Source organism: Rhodococcus sp. MurmanLake-1, assembly GCF_056945715.1.
This window is the reverse complement of sequence record NZ_JBWZNF010000020.1, coordinates 20,551-34,833: the sequence shown is the minus strand read 5'-3', so window position 1 is coordinate 34,833 and position 14,283 is coordinate 20,551. Positions and strand designations below refer to the sequence as shown.

Annotated in this window: 16 protein-coding genes; 7 read left to right on the top strand and 9 right to left on the bottom strand. The window is 60.5% G+C overall.

Annotated features, from left to right (window positions below):
* Positions 1 to 56: 56 nt before the first annotated feature.
* On the top strand, positions 57 to 401 hold the full coding sequence (locus tag AC2ETI_RS30605) for a hypothetical protein (protein ID WP_483634850.1): 345 nt from the start codon (positions 57 to 59) through the stop codon (positions 399 to 401).
* A 159-nt stretch (positions 402 to 560) separates the two neighbouring features.
* On the opposite strand, the gene AC2ETI_RS30600 is transcribed toward AC2ETI_RS30605, so the two are convergent.
* The 6 genes from AC2ETI_RS30600 to AC2ETI_RS30575 all read right to left on the bottom strand — a co-directional run bounded on the left by AC2ETI_RS30600 (position 561) and on the right by AC2ETI_RS30575 (position 6,562).
* Entirely contained in the window at positions 561 to 857 is a 297-nt protein-coding gene (locus AC2ETI_RS30600; protein ID WP_483634849.1) for a 5-methylcytosine restriction system specificity protein McrC, read from the bottom strand.
* A 37-nt stretch (positions 858 to 894) separates the two neighbouring features.
* Positions 895 to 1,332: a 5-methylcytosine restriction system specificity protein McrC gene (locus AC2ETI_RS30595; RefSeq protein ID WP_483634865.1), complete on the bottom strand. Its 438-nt coding sequence runs from the start codon at positions 1,330 to 1,332 to the stop codon at positions 895 to 897.
* Entirely contained in the window at positions 1,304 to 1,600 is a 297-nt protein-coding gene (locus tag AC2ETI_RS30590; protein ID WP_483634848.1) for a 5-methylcytosine restriction system specificity protein McrC, read from the bottom strand. The genes AC2ETI_RS30595 and AC2ETI_RS30590 overlap by 29 nt, the downstream gene beginning before the upstream one ends.
* The gene (locus AC2ETI_RS30585) at positions 1,545 to 1,826 is read right to left on the bottom strand and encodes a hypothetical protein (protein WP_483634847.1); all 282 of its coding nucleotides are present in this window, start codon (positions 1,824 to 1,826) and stop codon (positions 1,545 to 1,547) included. The genes AC2ETI_RS30590 and AC2ETI_RS30585 overlap by 56 nt, the downstream gene beginning before the upstream one ends.
* Positions 1,827 to 2,417: 591 nt before the next feature.
* Positions 2,418 to 4,349: a UvrD-helicase domain-containing protein gene (locus AC2ETI_RS30580; RefSeq protein WP_483634846.1), complete on the bottom strand. Its 1,932-nt coding sequence runs from the start codon at positions 4,347 to 4,349 to the stop codon at positions 2,418 to 2,420.
* Positions 4,346 to 6,562 carry an ATP-dependent nuclease gene (locus AC2ETI_RS30575; protein ID WP_483634845.1) on the bottom strand — a complete coding sequence of 739 codons (2,217 nt, stop codon included), beginning with the start codon at positions 6,560 to 6,562 and terminating at the stop codon, positions 4,346 to 4,348. Before AC2ETI_RS30575 ends, AC2ETI_RS30580 begins: the two co-directional genes overlap by 4 nt.
* Before the next feature lie 411 nt (positions 6,563 to 6,973).
* Here AC2ETI_RS30575 and AC2ETI_RS30570 point away from each other — a divergent pair, with 411 nt between their 5' ends.
* Entirely contained in the window at positions 6,974 to 8,581 is a 1,608-nt protein-coding gene (locus AC2ETI_RS30570) for an exonuclease domain-containing protein (protein WP_483634844.1), read from the top strand.
* Positions 8,582 to 8,677: 96 nt separating this feature from the next.
* Positions 8,678 to 9,235, top strand: coding sequence for a hypothetical protein (locus AC2ETI_RS30565; RefSeq protein ID WP_483634843.1), 558 nt, complete (start codon positions 8,678 to 8,680; stop codon positions 9,233 to 9,235).
* 166 nt (positions 9,236 to 9,401) lie between these two features.
* Here the strand turns inward: AC2ETI_RS30565 and AC2ETI_RS30560 are convergent, their stop codons facing one another.
* The 3 genes from AC2ETI_RS30560 to AC2ETI_RS30550 form a co-directional block, all read right to left on the bottom strand.
* Positions 9,402 to 9,953: a PIN domain-containing protein gene (locus AC2ETI_RS30560; RefSeq protein WP_483634842.1), complete on the bottom strand. Its 552-nt coding sequence runs from the start codon at positions 9,951 to 9,953 to the stop codon at positions 9,402 to 9,404.
* 1 nt (position 9,954) lies between these two features.
* Positions 9,955 to 10,392, bottom strand: a complete 438-nt coding sequence (locus AC2ETI_RS30555; protein ID WP_483634841.1) for a helix-turn-helix domain-containing protein — start codon at positions 10,390 to 10,392, stop codon at positions 9,955 to 9,957.
* Between the two features lie 374 nt (positions 10,393 to 10,766).
* On the bottom strand, positions 10,767 to 10,943 hold the full coding sequence (locus AC2ETI_RS30550; protein WP_483634840.1) for a type II toxin-antitoxin system PemK/MazF family toxin: 177 nt from the start codon (positions 10,941 to 10,943) through the stop codon (positions 10,767 to 10,769).
* 68 nt (positions 10,944 to 11,011) lie between these two features.
* Here AC2ETI_RS30550 and AC2ETI_RS30545 point away from each other — a divergent pair, with 68 nt between their 5' ends.
* The 4 genes from AC2ETI_RS30545 to AC2ETI_RS30530 all read left to right on the top strand — a co-directional run bounded on the left by AC2ETI_RS30545 (position 11,012) and on the right by AC2ETI_RS30530 (position 14,043).
* Positions 11,012 to 11,227: a MarR family winged helix-turn-helix transcriptional regulator gene (locus AC2ETI_RS30545; RefSeq protein WP_483634839.1), complete on the top strand. Its 216-nt coding sequence runs from the start codon at positions 11,012 to 11,014 to the stop codon at positions 11,225 to 11,227.
* A gap of 137 nt (positions 11,228 to 11,364) precedes the next feature.
* Entirely contained in the window at positions 11,365 to 11,880 is a 516-nt protein-coding gene (locus AC2ETI_RS30540; RefSeq protein ID WP_483634838.1) for an NADPH-dependent FMN reductase, read from the top strand.
* A gap of 142 nt (positions 11,881 to 12,022) precedes the next feature.
* Positions 12,023 to 12,610: a TetR/AcrR family transcriptional regulator gene (locus AC2ETI_RS30535; protein ID WP_483634837.1), complete on the top strand. Its 588-nt coding sequence runs from the start codon at positions 12,023 to 12,025 to the stop codon at positions 12,608 to 12,610.
* Positions 12,607 to 14,043 carry an MFS transporter gene (locus AC2ETI_RS30530; protein ID WP_483634836.1) on the top strand — a complete coding sequence of 479 codons (1,437 nt, stop codon included), beginning with the start codon at positions 12,607 to 12,609 and terminating at the stop codon, positions 14,041 to 14,043. Before AC2ETI_RS30535 ends, AC2ETI_RS30530 begins: the two co-directional genes overlap by 4 nt.
* Positions 14,044 to 14,283: the final 240 nt, after the last annotated feature.

The following is a 14,283-nucleotide window of genomic DNA, read 5'->3' as shown; positions in this document are numbered from 1 at the left end:
TGTCGGAAGCACCGGAACCGCGGTCGCTACCGTGCAAGCCAACCCCAAGGAGAAGCATGATCACCTCACACACCACCACCATCATCATCAACCTCGCCATCACACTGATCGTGTCGAACGTGGCACGAGAAGTGTTGCTCTGCCTTGCCGAACTCACAGATCACGCGGACGATCGGTCGAATTTTTCGAGCGAGTGGGCGATCAAGAAATGGTATGCCAGCAGCGCAATATTGAACTCGATGCTTCTCGGTTTCTTCGCCGGCGCGATAGTCGCGCCAATCTCGATTGGTTGGCCGGCCGGCATCGCGGCGATTTTCGTGTGGGCGGTGTTGATGCGACCGCGCCTGCGAACCGTCAGATGGGTCAAACGCCGGTGGAGCACGTACCGCATCGCGCGATGAGAGTAAGCGGGCACTGAAACCGCTCAGCCTGGTTTCAGCGCCCGCCGCTCATCGCGCAAGGCCCAGAGCAAGACAAACCGGAGGCACTCGAGACGTCGACAAGCCGATGCGTCATCGAGCCCAATGCGTCATCCGTCAGATCCTGCTTGCCCGCAACGACTACGAGCCGTGCCCGACCACCGAGAATTCAACGCCGTGCCGAGCCCTCATAGCCTCGACGAGCACGTCGATCGAGGCCAGCAACTCCGCTGGCGGCGTGGTCAGGTCGAGGGCGTGGCAGTAGATGGTGATGTCGGCGCCGACAACCTCGACCGCATGGGAAGCGGTGTCGCCCTTCGCGTAGATCAAGTGACCTTCGCGGAGGCCGAGGGCGGTGCAATAGGCGGTCAGTTGGTACATGTCCGCGTTCGGCCCCCTCTTGCCGGCCGCGGTTGATTTGTACTTGGCGTCGATCACTGCCACAGGTTTGTCGTCGCTGTTACACCAGGTCAGGTCAGGTTCGATCGCGGGCGGTGCGGCCGTGATCGAGATACCGCGTCGGGCCGGATCCCGGACGCACTCCCCTGCCGCCGCGGCGGGCGATCGCAGCAGCGGCGGTGGTCATCAGGAAATCCTCGAACACTTTCCACATGTCGAGGACGAAACCTCGCACGACGACAGCCCCGATGCGGTGCTCGATGGACCGATGCTCGGTGATCAACTCCGACAACTGCAATGCCCAGTGGTAGCGCTCGTTCAATCTCGTTCGCGCCGGGGACGGTTCGGCACCAGCGGTGGGCGGTGTGACGTCGGCGAGGGCGCGGCGGAGCCTGGCCAACCTCGTCTGCAGACGGGGCGGGACTACCGCGGAATCGAGCAGAATCAGGGCGGCGGCGAGCAGCAGCTGGTTTTCGGCGATGTCTTCATCGTATTCGTCGTAGCGGATCTCCACAGGCAAGGCGAGCGAAGAATCGTCGGGTGATCTGATCGCCCGCCCGTAGCCGTCCGCGCAGGACCGGGCCCGAGTCTTCGACTTCGCGGTAGCCGGAGAGCAGTCCACGGGCGGTCGCGTGCTCGGCGGCGACGACGAACGCTTCGGCCAACGCCGCAACCAGGTCGGTATCCGTGTCGGCGAGTGCGGTGTGCTGCGACCACCACGCGGGGTCACGGACGTAGCCACCATCGAAGATCACGCGGCTGATCGGTGTTTTCGGTTCCACCCTCACAGTGAGAGCATCGACGGTCACGGCACCGATCTTCTTCGGTGGTGGCCAGTGCGAACGCGCCGGGAGTGGTCGTGGGTGTGACCGTGACCAGTCCTGTGGCCGCGAACGCTGCAGCGCCCTCCGGCGTCAACGCCACCTGCGGGCGGCACACCAGGCAGCCGGCGCAGCCGTAACCGCACGGTGGCCGCTCGAAGAGGGTCACCGTGACTGGATCATTCACCGGTGGTCAGGCTCTTCTCCAGAGCAGCAAGGCCGTATCGGGCTTCGAGATCCACGGCGGGAGTCACCGAAGTGGAATTCCTCGAACAACGGGATGATCGCGGTGCCGAAACACCTGCGCCAATCCCCCATCACTGTGGACGGCCGGGCGCATGAAATACGAGGGCCCGAACAGGTACGTCCGGATCGTCGATCGCAACGTTCAATGCAGCGTGCAGGTCCGCGACACGCTGCGGACACGTGCGGGCGGTAAGCCAACGTCTCAGGAGAAGATTTCGTGGGCTCCTGCGCCGGGTGCAGCGGAATGAATCCGAAGCGGCGGCGCATGGCGGTGTCCACGAGAGCGATCGAACGGTCCGCGGATCACTTGGAGGTCTCTCGCATACAAAAAACTCAGACGTGATCGCTGGCGAACTCCGTGGCCACATCTCCGCCCAGGTACGACAATGGGTAGCCGAATACGAATCCGCCCCAAGCGCATAGTCGAAGTCAGATCCGATCGACCACACAAACGAACCGTCGCTTATCTGTCTCGGGATGCCCCCAAAATGATGTACCTTCTGGTCCGCCCTCGCCAGCGACGGCATTCTCGTCACGACGGGCCACTTGCTGCCTGGTGCTCGGTTTCCCCGCTCAAGGACTGTACAAATGGCGTCAAGTTCGTAGCTGTCAAGATGTCAACGTGTTCGCCGATAGCCGACTGACGCACTGCGTTGACGGCACTCGAAACGTCGGCGGCAAAGAGCACGATAGCCAAGGATCCTTTCGCCCGAGAGACGCATACATAGAACAGTCGACGCGTGCGCTCGATGACAGAATCTTTTCCTTGAGCTTGATTCTCGACGTCCTTGTCGGACATCTCCTTGAGTCCGAGAAACTTGTCGTACGAATACTGCGAAAAAGTCCCCTCGTCGTCATCGAGCACAACCAGCACTCGATCGAATTCTGCACCCTTCGTTCCGTGTTGAGTGGAGTACGGAGACTCCTTTCTCACGTAAGTGTAATAACCCTCAAGCTCTGAAAATGCGCACTGCGCCATATCGTCCAGGACTTTGAGGGTCGTCTCGTCTAGAACGACATCCTGGTGATCCCCGTTAGGATCTAAGTACGCTGCCATACGCGGATCGAGTTCTATGAGATGGCGATCAGCCGCAAATTTCAAGAGGTGCCCGAGCGGCGCTTGGCGATCGACGCCGGCGAGTTCTCTAAGCTCTTCGACTGCCGAGCGACCAGAAGCCAGTGCCGTTCGGAGTTGCCGTGATGCACGTCCAGTCTCAACTAGAGGGCTGTGCTCCTTGAGGACAGCAAGGACCGCAGCCGAACTGGGTTTATCGGCTAAGCAGAGCGGAAGGATTACGTCACGTAACTGCGTTAATGGCCAGGCTTTGCCCTCTTTAAAAGCGTCCTCGAGACTGCTCGCGTTATTGTCGCTGAAGGCGGAGTACAGAGCATCAAAACCAAGTCGCCGAGCAGCCATGCGATGCACGATCATCAGAATTTTCGCGCCGCCTTCGTGCGCACTGCGTGTCCAGTTGCCCGAGGCGCTGCGTTTGTCGAGCCAGGACCGCACCCGCTCCAGATTCTGGCTTCTCAGGTCGTCGGACGGGAAGACGAAGCAGAATGCCTCTCCCTCGGGTTGCGCCCGTGCAAGGCCGGTCACTTGCTGGAGAGTGTCACCTTCAGCGCGCACCGCGTTGATACAGTTCAGCACTCGCCGAGAGGATCGGAAGTTCTCGGGCTTGTCGATATTTCGCCACCCAGGTTCCAGGGAAACAGAACCCACACCCTCCTGGTAGATCTGCTGCATGGGGTCGCCGAAGAATCCCAAGCACATCTTCCCCTCTGCCAGCGACCACACGTGCTTCAAACATTCCACGACATCCGGGAATGTATCTTGACTTTCATCGACGAAGACAAACGGGAACTGGCGTGCCACGAGTCGAGCCAGAAGATCTCGTGTGAGGATCATGTGCGGAACCATCTTCAGAATATCCGCATGCCCCAAAATTCCGCGAGCATAATCACCGCCCATGCCGTACGTCCACCGCGTCACAGTCGTGACGGCCGTCTGTTGGCGTCGACGCTTCGCTAAGTCCAAAGCATCTTTCTCTCTCGTAGCCGACCGCGTGCGAGATGTGTACTTCTCTTGCTTGGAAAGCAGATCGTTAATCTTTTCGTCGACGCGGGACGCTACCCATACGCCGATATCCTTTTGGAATGGCTGGGCCAGTGACCAGAGAAAACTATGAATTGTCGAGACTGACGCGAGAGAACCATTTCCGATCTCCATATCAATCTCACGAGCCGCAACCTCTGTGTAGGTGATGCATGCAACGCGTTGAGTCTTCGCGAGCAGGGAAGGCCCGCGAGTGCTCGTGACATGCGCCAGAGCCTTGACCAGGGAAGTTGTCTTTCCTGAACCGGCACCGGCAACCATCGTGAAGCCGATCAGTCGGTCCTGATCGAGGATGTCCTTGAGTTCACGGTCAGCGTCGGTGTCTGGTGAGGCGATTCTCGATGTCATTCTGCCGCTGCCTCCTGCGCCAGGTCAGGCTGTTTCTCCATGGGGGCAACAAGTTCGAGCTTCTCGCGGAGCCACTCGAGTCCCTCCACGATGTAACTAGGCGCGATCCACGTCGGATCGAGGGTGGCGATGACGTTGAGCGCGAAGCTCGTCTTGTCGAAGTTCTTGACCCGAGTGAACAGTTTGTCGTGCAACTTTTCGATCGAAAGATCCGTTGCTTTCGGGATCTTCAGTCCCAGGTGCTTGCCGTCGGCGCTTTGAGTCCAGTCGAGATTCTGTAGAGCGAACGCTTCTTCGAGTGTCCGGCCGGCCCGTTCCTCGGTGGCGCCCTGCCACGTAACCTTTTCCCTATTTTGATATGCGATGCGAACAAGTCCAGCCGATCCGTCGGCGCTGGCCGGACTCTTTTGGTCAATGCCGACGGCCAGTAGGTCCTCGATTCCGTCGATCTTCGGGATCCACTGTCTCAATGTCTGGTTTGAGGTCACCGCGCCGAGGGTGTGAACCGGGCACGAAGATTTTGCCGCTGCCTTTCCGTCATCCTCGTGACCTTCATCCGCCTCTTCGTCCTCATCAGGCTCTTGGGTGGTCGGTGTCAGAGCGACGCTGTCCAAGTCAGTTATGACGAGAGTCGGAATGCCGAGAAAACTGACGAGGTTCTCGAATCGGTATGCGAAGGCTCCGCCCACTTCGAGGATGGTGAGGTGGCACGAACGCAGGTCCGGCACAAAACGCTCGATGACCAGGGGAAGCAGAAGCCGTTCGACGTTACCTTCTACCAACACAGCAGCGTCGGCGAAGAACAAGTCGCAGTGTGTGAGTTTGATGTACTGCTGCAGGAACTCGCGGGTTGCCACTGGTTCATCGAGGTAGAAGGTCGACAGATTCTTGACATCGCTCAGGTGCAGACCATTCGGAGATGCCGATCGGCAGAAGTACCGGATGGGCTTGAAGTTGCTCTCGTAGATGATGTGAGGGGAGTGCGTCGTGACGATCAGTTGGGTCTGGAACTCTGATTCTGGCTTCGGCAAGATCTCCAGGATCTTTCGAATGAATACCTGCTGCAGCTGGGCGTGTAGATGCGCCTCGGGCTCTTCGATGATTACTAGATGAATCGGGGGGCGGTCCTCGGCTGCGTCTGACCATGCCTGGTGAAAGTCGAGCACCTCGACCACCATGTAGATGAGATTCTTGAAGCCGAGGCCGTTGTACTGATCGGGCAGTGTCTGCTCGACGGCCGTCCCGCTTCCGGACTGCGCGGGTAGTGCGTAGTGGACCTTAGCGCTCGTGCTGAGAATTCCGTGCGCGTTGAACGAGGCTTTGACCACCAGGTTCGGGTTGGCGACACCTGGGTAGCCGACTTCTCCGAGCCGGTCTAGCGTAGGTCCGAATACTTCTGCGAAGTGTGCGTTCAGCCGCTCCTCGGAGTCAGCGATCACGCCCAAGGCATCTAAATCGCTTTCAAGCTTTTGCAGGTTCCGCTCGTAGAACCGACTCAGCCGCTTCGAAAGATCTTCACTTCTTCCCCGCGAGTCAGAATCTGACAGATGTCGCTGAGCGTTGAGGAAATCGACCCTGACGATCGACTCGATTATCTTCGAAGCGCCGCTACTCTGCGTGCCAAGGAAAAACGGTTGGTAGCCGTCTTTGGGAACGAGGTCTTCGGTGCACTCGCTGGCATCGAGCACGAAGTACTTGATTTCGTACTCGTGTTGAAGACGCTTGGTTAGGTACTCGACCATGTTCCGCGGCCATGCCTTGTAGGAACCTTGCTCGTCTCCTGTTGTCGATTCAGCATTGGCGCGTGCCTCGGTATAGTTTGCGACGAGCTTTTCGCCGTCCCGCGGCGCATAAACCATTCGAACGCCTACGGGTTCACCGGCCCAGTCCAGGCTCGGCAGGAGATCAAGCACTCGATGCAGGTTGTCGTCGTCCACCTCGAACCAGAGATCGAAAGTGATTTGAGGGAGATCGTTCTCAGGGTCTCCCGATTTCGGATCGAATGCGTCGAACGTCTCCCAGCAATCGGCAGTAAAGTCGTATATCTGAAATGGCGCTCGCGGTTGCTGTCCGAGAAACATTTGGAAGAGGTGGGTCGCGGACGTCTTGCCACAATTATTTGCGCCGACAAAGATCGTACGATCGGTTTCCAGGTCTACCTGCGCGTTTTTGAGGCGCCTGAAGTTCTCAACCCGGAAACATTTGATGTGCATTGTGGTCTCCAGATGGTTGAGTTGCTGCGGTCTCAATAATGCGCCTGCTCATACTGACTGGCGTCATCCTATGGGCAACAGTTCACGAACCGTGAAGCGATCCCCGAAAAGTTTCCGCCAGACCAGATACGCATTGCGCATCCCTCTCGATCACCCGCGAAGAGAGAGCAGCACCGTTGAACCCGGAACGAGGCGATTCCATACCCTTCAGGGTCTACGACGGTCGAAACCTTTTCTGACCGGTCGTTTACAGCAACTACCGTCCGCCAAAAGCGCAACATCAGGTGAATTTCCGACTACTCTGAGGAACCGCGCAACCTGAATTTCGACTTGCCTGAGATTCCAAGGACGCATACTCGTCGGCTTCCTTCCGGAGTTCGCGACCCGACCGGAAGCAGAGTAGGACGCCTAATGCTCAATTACACGGCCATCGACTTCGAGACCGCGAATTCGTACCGCGGCTCACCATGCTCGATCGGTCTTGTCCGCGTCCGCGACGGAATTCCCGTCGACGAATGCCACTGGTTGATACGACCGCCCGAGCAGGTCGACCATTTCGACCACTTCAACATCGCACTGCACGGCATCACCCCAGAAATGGTGGCCACCGCGCCCCGATGGAAAGACATACTGCCTGCCATCGTCGGCTTCATCGGCAACGACATCGTGGTCGCGCACAACGCCGGATTCGACATCGGCGTCATCCGCTACGCCTGCGCCGTCGACAACATCGAATGGCCGGAAATGCGGTTTCTGTGCACGATGGTCCTTGCGCGGCGAGCCCTGTCGCTACCCACCTACCGACTGCCGTACGTCCTCGAGGCACTCGGCGGCGTAATCGTGGACCACCACGACGCGCTCGCCGACGCCCGCGCCGTTGTCGATGTCGTTCGCGGACTCGCAGTTGCTCAGGGCGTTTCGGACCTCGACGCGCTCGCCGCCTCGGTCGGAGTCGGCATCGGCCGAATGGCTGGCGGCATTTACAAAGGCAGCGTCGCAACCGTTACCAGCAAAGGCGGCGGTTCTTCCCCTCTCGTTCAGCCTGACCTCAATCCGAACGCCGATCCCGACGGATACCTCTATGGCCGCGTGGTGGTGTTCACCGGAGCGCTGATGTCGATGACACGGCAGATCGCGTGGGAGGAATGTGCGCGCGTCGGTGCAGCGGCCAACGAGTCGACGACGAAGCGGACCAACGTACTCGTCGTCGGCGATATCAACCCTGCCGTCCTACAACCGGGCTCGAAGATCACCGGTAAAGCTCGGCGAGCGTTCGAACTGCAGGAAAAGGGCCAAGACATCGAGGTGATGACGGAGGACGATTTCCTTCGCTGCCTGGGTGGGAAACCCCTCGACGAACCCGGGGTTCTTATCTCGGCCGAGGGCGTCGACGGTTCTGTTGCGCCGGCGCCTGTACCCAGTCGCCTCCGGATGGTTCCGATGGCGCTGCGGCCGGAACCGCAACCTCCGCAACAACCAAAGCCGCCGAAGGCGCCCCGGGCGTTGCGGCGAAATCCTGTTCCGTCGACACAGCCATGCTCCGTCGACGGCTGCACCACCACCGCGGCATTCAAAACCCGTACGAAACCGACATGGTGCGAGCAGCACATCATCGAGCAACAACGCCGTGGCGGACTCTTCCCGTTGGAATCGTTCACTCACCCCGACGACTGGCAACTGACCGAATGCCTGACCTGCACTATTCATGCGCACTACAGGTTCGAGTACACCCTCGACAAAAACACCTACGCCGAACCGACGTGCCGTGCCTGTTTCTGGCGAGGGTGGGCGGCGCAGTCCCGGGAGATGCACGGTGTGTGGGCAAAGGTGGAACCGGTTCCGTACGAGCGGGCCAAAACCGTTGCCGAAGAATCAGGGTACGAGTACCTCGGACCGCTCACGGCGCCGTCGCTGCCGGACGACCCGCACCACGTACGGTGCCGTCGATGCGGACGGATCAGCGCTGAACGCCTCAGCGACATTGCGTCCGGCTGCTCGACCTGCAAACCTCGCAGCTAACACTTTCGTCAGCGCCGCACACTATGACAGTGACAGTGACGGCCCTCACCTACAGTGAGACTGCCGATGTCCAATCCCTTCTCGTAGGAGTTGTCCGTGACCACCGCACCACACACCTATCTTCTTCCACTTGCGGTGATCGACGAACCCTCCGGGAAAGTATGCATCTGGCACATCGACGTCGGACCCGACATCGGATTACCCCGACTGTCCGGCGCCTGGGTCCTCGAACGCGACGACACCGATACCATCGTCAACCTGATCCGGGGCCGGCACGCCGTGCTGTGCAACGGCACCGACATCCTCACTCGCGAAAACATCACCACCGCAGGAACAGTCGATATCGACGCTACCGTCGACGCCGTCATTGCCGAACGCGACGGCTTGCAGGCCCGCTTCAACTCTCACGCCGCCGCGCGCAAGACATTGGTGCCGCCGACGTGGCCGGAAATCACACATCCGAAAGTCATCGCCGCGACGGTCCCCCGCACCGAGACCATCATCGAGCAGACCGGAGATGCGTTCCCTCTGGCCCGGGGATTGAACGTCCTCGCCCAAGCCTGGACACAGATCGAAAAGCAGCGCCTGACAAGGCCTTTCCTCATCGAACCCGACGGACCCCATCCGCGACCACTGCCGATGGTTCTGCACTGACCGCTGCCACACCGCCCACACGTGCAGCGATCGACATCGAACCCGCGAAACCGGGCACACGGGAAGGGCCGATGAAATCAGCGTGACCGTCATCCGTGATCGGCCCTGGAGCGGACACGTTCGTAGCGTTGCCAATAAGCAGAGAGAATCGCAGTCGCTTCCGATTTCAGCGACGAAGCGCCGCCGCTGAAATCGGAAGCCCCGCCGCCGCCAAACGATCACACACATCCGCCGGCGTCCCCGGAGGATTACGCCACCCCGCCGCTGTCGCACTGACCGCCTGATGAACCCGCGCCCCGTCGAGATTGAACAAATCCATCACGAACTCGTCCGGATGCTTCGCCTCGACACCGAACTGCGCCAGCTCCGAATCGGGGAAGTCCCGCAGATTCGCGGTCACGATCACCTGAGCTCCCGCTCGAATCGCCGCGGCAAGAACATGTCGATCATCGACATCGGGCAGTGTCAGTGCGGGGATCAGTTTCTCGTAACCAGTGATCAAGCAGTCTGGAACCGCGGCGTTCATCAATTCCCGCAGCTTGTCCAGCTTCGCGGTCGGGATGTCCGGTCGGTCCTGCCCCAAGTTCCCGAAAGCTTCGTCGAGGATGCGGTCCGTCCACCGGGCGTGAACAAGACCGGTCTGCGCGAGCCGAATCAACACATCTCGTAAAACATTCGGGTACAACACATTTGCGTCGTACAGCACGGTGAAGGTCACGTCAGTACAGTCCGAGATCTTCCGTGAGAGCTGCCAATTCGTCGGCGGCGCTGCGCGCTCCGCCGAGCTGAGAGCGTTGGTAGGCAATCAGCGACGATGCGAGGATCCGGCGATGACGGCCCACCAACCGAAACTCGATGCGCCCTTCGTCGAGCAGCTTGATGACATGGGGACGCGAGACATTGAGCATCTGCGCAGCCTGCTGCGTGGTCAACTCCGCATGCGCCGGGACGACCGTGACACCTTGCCCTGCAGCCATGTTCGCCAACACCTCTCGAATCAACTCGAACGCCGCGCGAGGAAGATGCACCGACTCTGCAGTCCCGGCGACCTTCACGTCGAGGGTTTCCCCCACGTCGGACTCGACACCGCGCAGCACCTGCAGTGCCTGACGTGCCTGTTCCTGCTCGATGACACTGGGCTGTTCGCCGGCGGACATGGAATTACCTCCTACAGACACAAGGAACTTGCAAACGAAATATACGCAACTATCGAAATAAACGCAACAGGTGGGGGTCAGGCGATCACTCGATGGGTCCTTACCCATGATCGAATCCACCACGAGCAGTCCGAAGCGACTAGAGCACGGCGATCCAGGAGGTTAGGTATTCATCGTGTGCAACGATCCCGAGAATCCACCCGGTCGGGGCCACAGCAGTTCCGTGAAATCCGCAGGGCAACCCGAGTGCACCGCGAGCGCTTTGTTCAGTTCGACCACAGTCGCGGGTGAGAGCCCCCGCAGGACTGCTCGCGGCGATCTTGTCGTCGAAGAGCTGGATGAGGTCATCCACCAGGATCGAACCGACAAGCGGATCAGCGGCCCCCGAGGGAAACGGCCGTCGGAACACCGGGCTTCGGCGTTGTGGTCACCCGTGCAGCGAGGACCGTGTTCAGGGTGCGATTGCGGACATTGTTGGACACCACCACCCACGGCTTCTCACCATGCCCCATGTCGAACCAGTAGATCTGCCCGCGAAGCGCGGCCGTCATTCGCCGTAAGCCTGATCGCCACGCTCGGCGTAGCGATTGCGGCGCGTGCGCTGCTCACCCTGGGATATGTGAAACGAGAACGCGATCCCAGCGACCGGCGACGCAACACCGTCACGCTCACACCATCCGGCCTGATCACCCTCGGCCGCTTCGAGGCCGCAATCGAAGCAGCCCAGGACGCCGTCCTGGCAGCATTCTCGCCAGCAGACCGGGCCACACTCATCGAACTGTTGGAACGCCTCGTCCGCACCGCGGGCCAAAAGCCGCTACCTGACAGCGAATAGCGCTGGGCCCAAACCAGTTACACGCGATGGACCCACGTTCGATCTGTTGACGGTGCCAGAGACTTTCAGCAAGTTCGGCGGCTGTGATCGATTTCTGCGCACCAATTCGCGCAGTTCCTTGTGCGACCATCGGTCTTGTGAACATTCTGCTGATCTCGGGAAGCACCAGAGCGCACTCGACCAACGCCGCCGCACTCGCAACCATCGCCGAATCCGCGCCGCCAGCTGCGACCACAACCACCTACAAGGGGTTGTCGCGACTGCCTGCTTTCAACCCCGACGACGACCGGGATCCACTTCACGAGGAAGTACTCGCATTGCGACGGTGCATTCGAGATGCCGACGCCGTGCTGTTCTGTACACCCGAATACGCGGGAACTTTGCCCGGGAGCTTCAAGAACCTGCTGGACTGGACAGTCGGCGGAACCGAAATGACTGACAAACCCGTGGCATGGATCAACGTCGCCGCTCCCGGCCGCGGACGAGGCGCCGTGGACACTCTGGAAACCGTCCTGGGTTACGTCGGAGCACGAGTGATCAGGCCGGCATGCCTCGAAATTTCGGTCGGACGAGCGGCCGTCGACAGCGACGGCGCAATTCGGAACGAAGAAGTCTCGGCGTCATTGGCACAAATCTGGGCTCTACTGGGCTGAACGTAGTCCAGTCCTCGATGTCACATCCTCCGTCGCCCGATTCGTCGGGAACCTGCGGTGATCAGTTCGAGTCGGTCATATCGGCTGTCGAATTTCACCCATTGTTAGTAGTTAGTAACTACTAACAACTACTCTCGGCGGGGTGAGTACACGTGAAGTCAAGCGAATGACCGCCCAGCAGCGACGCGAACAGCTGCTCGCTCTCGCAGCCGAGGAGTTCGCCGCAGCTGGCCTGCACGGCGCGTCGATGGAATCACTCGCCCACCGCGCGGGAATCTCGCAGGCCTACATCTTTCGGCTGTTCGGCACCAAGAAAGCACTGTTCCTCCAAGTCGTCCAGCGTGCGTTCACACACCTCATCGACGGAACGGACCGCACAGCCGCAGACACCACAGGACCCGCATCGGTTGCCGTGATGGGCGAGTACTACAACAACAGCACCCTGTCCAACCGCACCGAATTGCTGGTACAACTGCAAGCCTTCGCCGCATGCGGCGACCGCGAGGTTCGCGATGCGGTGCGCAATCACATGGCCGGAATGTGGACGGCGACAGCCGATCACACGGGTATGCCTCCGGTGGCAGTGAAAAGCTTCATCGCCTACGGCATGTTGCTCAACGTCGCCGCGGCTCTGGACATCGACGACATCGACACCGAGTGGGCGCGCGGCATCCGCACCCGCATCCATGCCGGACTGTTCGATCATCTGACCGAGGAGAACAACCAATGAACGCCTCCACAACTCCCGAGACACACCCCAGCGGAACCGCCAAGCACGACGACACCAACATGGTGGCGGCACTGGTCTTCATCGCATTGGTGGTCGCAGCAATCGGAAGCTTGGGAGCGCCCCTCATCACGTCCGTAGCCGAGGACTACGACGTTTCACTGTCCACCGCTCAATGGACGTTGACCATCACACTGCTGACCGGCGCCGTCGCCACCCCGCTTCTCGGCCGCCTCGGCGCCGCCCACCGGCGACGAAAAGTCGTCCTGTCCACTCTGACCGTCGTGGCGCTGGGCAGCGTGGCGACCGTCGTGCCCGCACCCTTCGTCGTGCTCCTGCTCGGTCGGGCAGCACAGGGGATCGGATTGGGCCTGACTGCACTGATGATGGCCACCGCCCGCCAACACCTCCGGGACCGCGCAGAGGGCACGATCGCAATGCTGTCCGTGGCCTCCACCGTCGGCATCGGCGTGGGATACCCCATCGCGAGCTTGTTGGTCCAAGTGTGGGGCGTCCGCGCGGCATACCTACTCGGTGTCGTGGTCGCAGTCGCCGCGCTGATCACCGCCGTCGTTGCACTCCCCGCTGACAGTACGGCCGCACCGGCCAAGGAGTCCGTGGACTGGTGGGGAGCATTCCTTCTCTCCGTCGGACTTGTTGCGGTGCTAGTGGTTACGAGCGAGTCGAGCTGGTCGTCGAGCAGGCCGATGGTAGTCGTATCGGTCCTCCTCGGCGGGGCAGCGGTGTTGGCCGCGTGGGTCGCCGTCGAGCGGAAAGTGGCGCATCCGCTGGTGGACCTGACCGCGCTGCGGCACCCGGCGGTCGCCGGCGCCAACCTGATCATGTTCGTCTCCGGTATCGCCATGTACTTGCTCTTCACCCTGATCACCCGCTTCGTTCAGACTCCCCCGGAGGTCGGCTACGGTTACGGGCTCAACGAGGTCGAGGCGGGCTTGGTGCTGGTCCCGTTCTCCGCGCTGGGTTTCGTCGCAGGACGTGTAGTGCCCAAGGCGCGCCGCAAGGTCAGCCCATTCGGCCTACTCATCGCCAACGGCGCCGTGATCGCCCTCGCATGCATCCTGTTCGCCACCGTCCGCGACATGGGCGTGGCGTGGCCGATCACGATCATGGGGTTGCTGGGGTTCGGCGTCGGAGGCTTCTCCGCCGTGATGCCCCAAGTGATCCTGGCAGTCACACCCTCCGAAGAGACCGCGGCCGCGATGAGCGTCAACCAGGTTGTGCGTTCGGTCGGCTTCTCCATCGGTAGTGCCGCCAGTGGTGTGATCCTGGCCGCGCACACCATGACCGGTTCCTTTTCCCCCACCAACTCGGGCTACTCGACCGCAGCGTGGACCACATGCGCTCTGGCACTACTCACCATCGTGCTCGCAGCTGCAATCAACTCCTCCCGAAACAACCGGCAACCGTCGCCGTAAAGGTGAAACGGAGAAGGAACACAGTCACCGCCAGGCGATAGCAACATTGATCGACATACGTCAGAAATTCCTCGTGAACCTTCGTCAAGCAGTCTGCTGCACCGACTCAGTGACGACCTGGCAGGTTGACTGGCGGATGTGCAGCATTCGAAACATGGAGCATTTCCTCCGACGGCGGACACTCAATCATGCGCCAACGCGGTCAAGACCGAACTCCAGTCGACAAAGCCAACAGGGTGC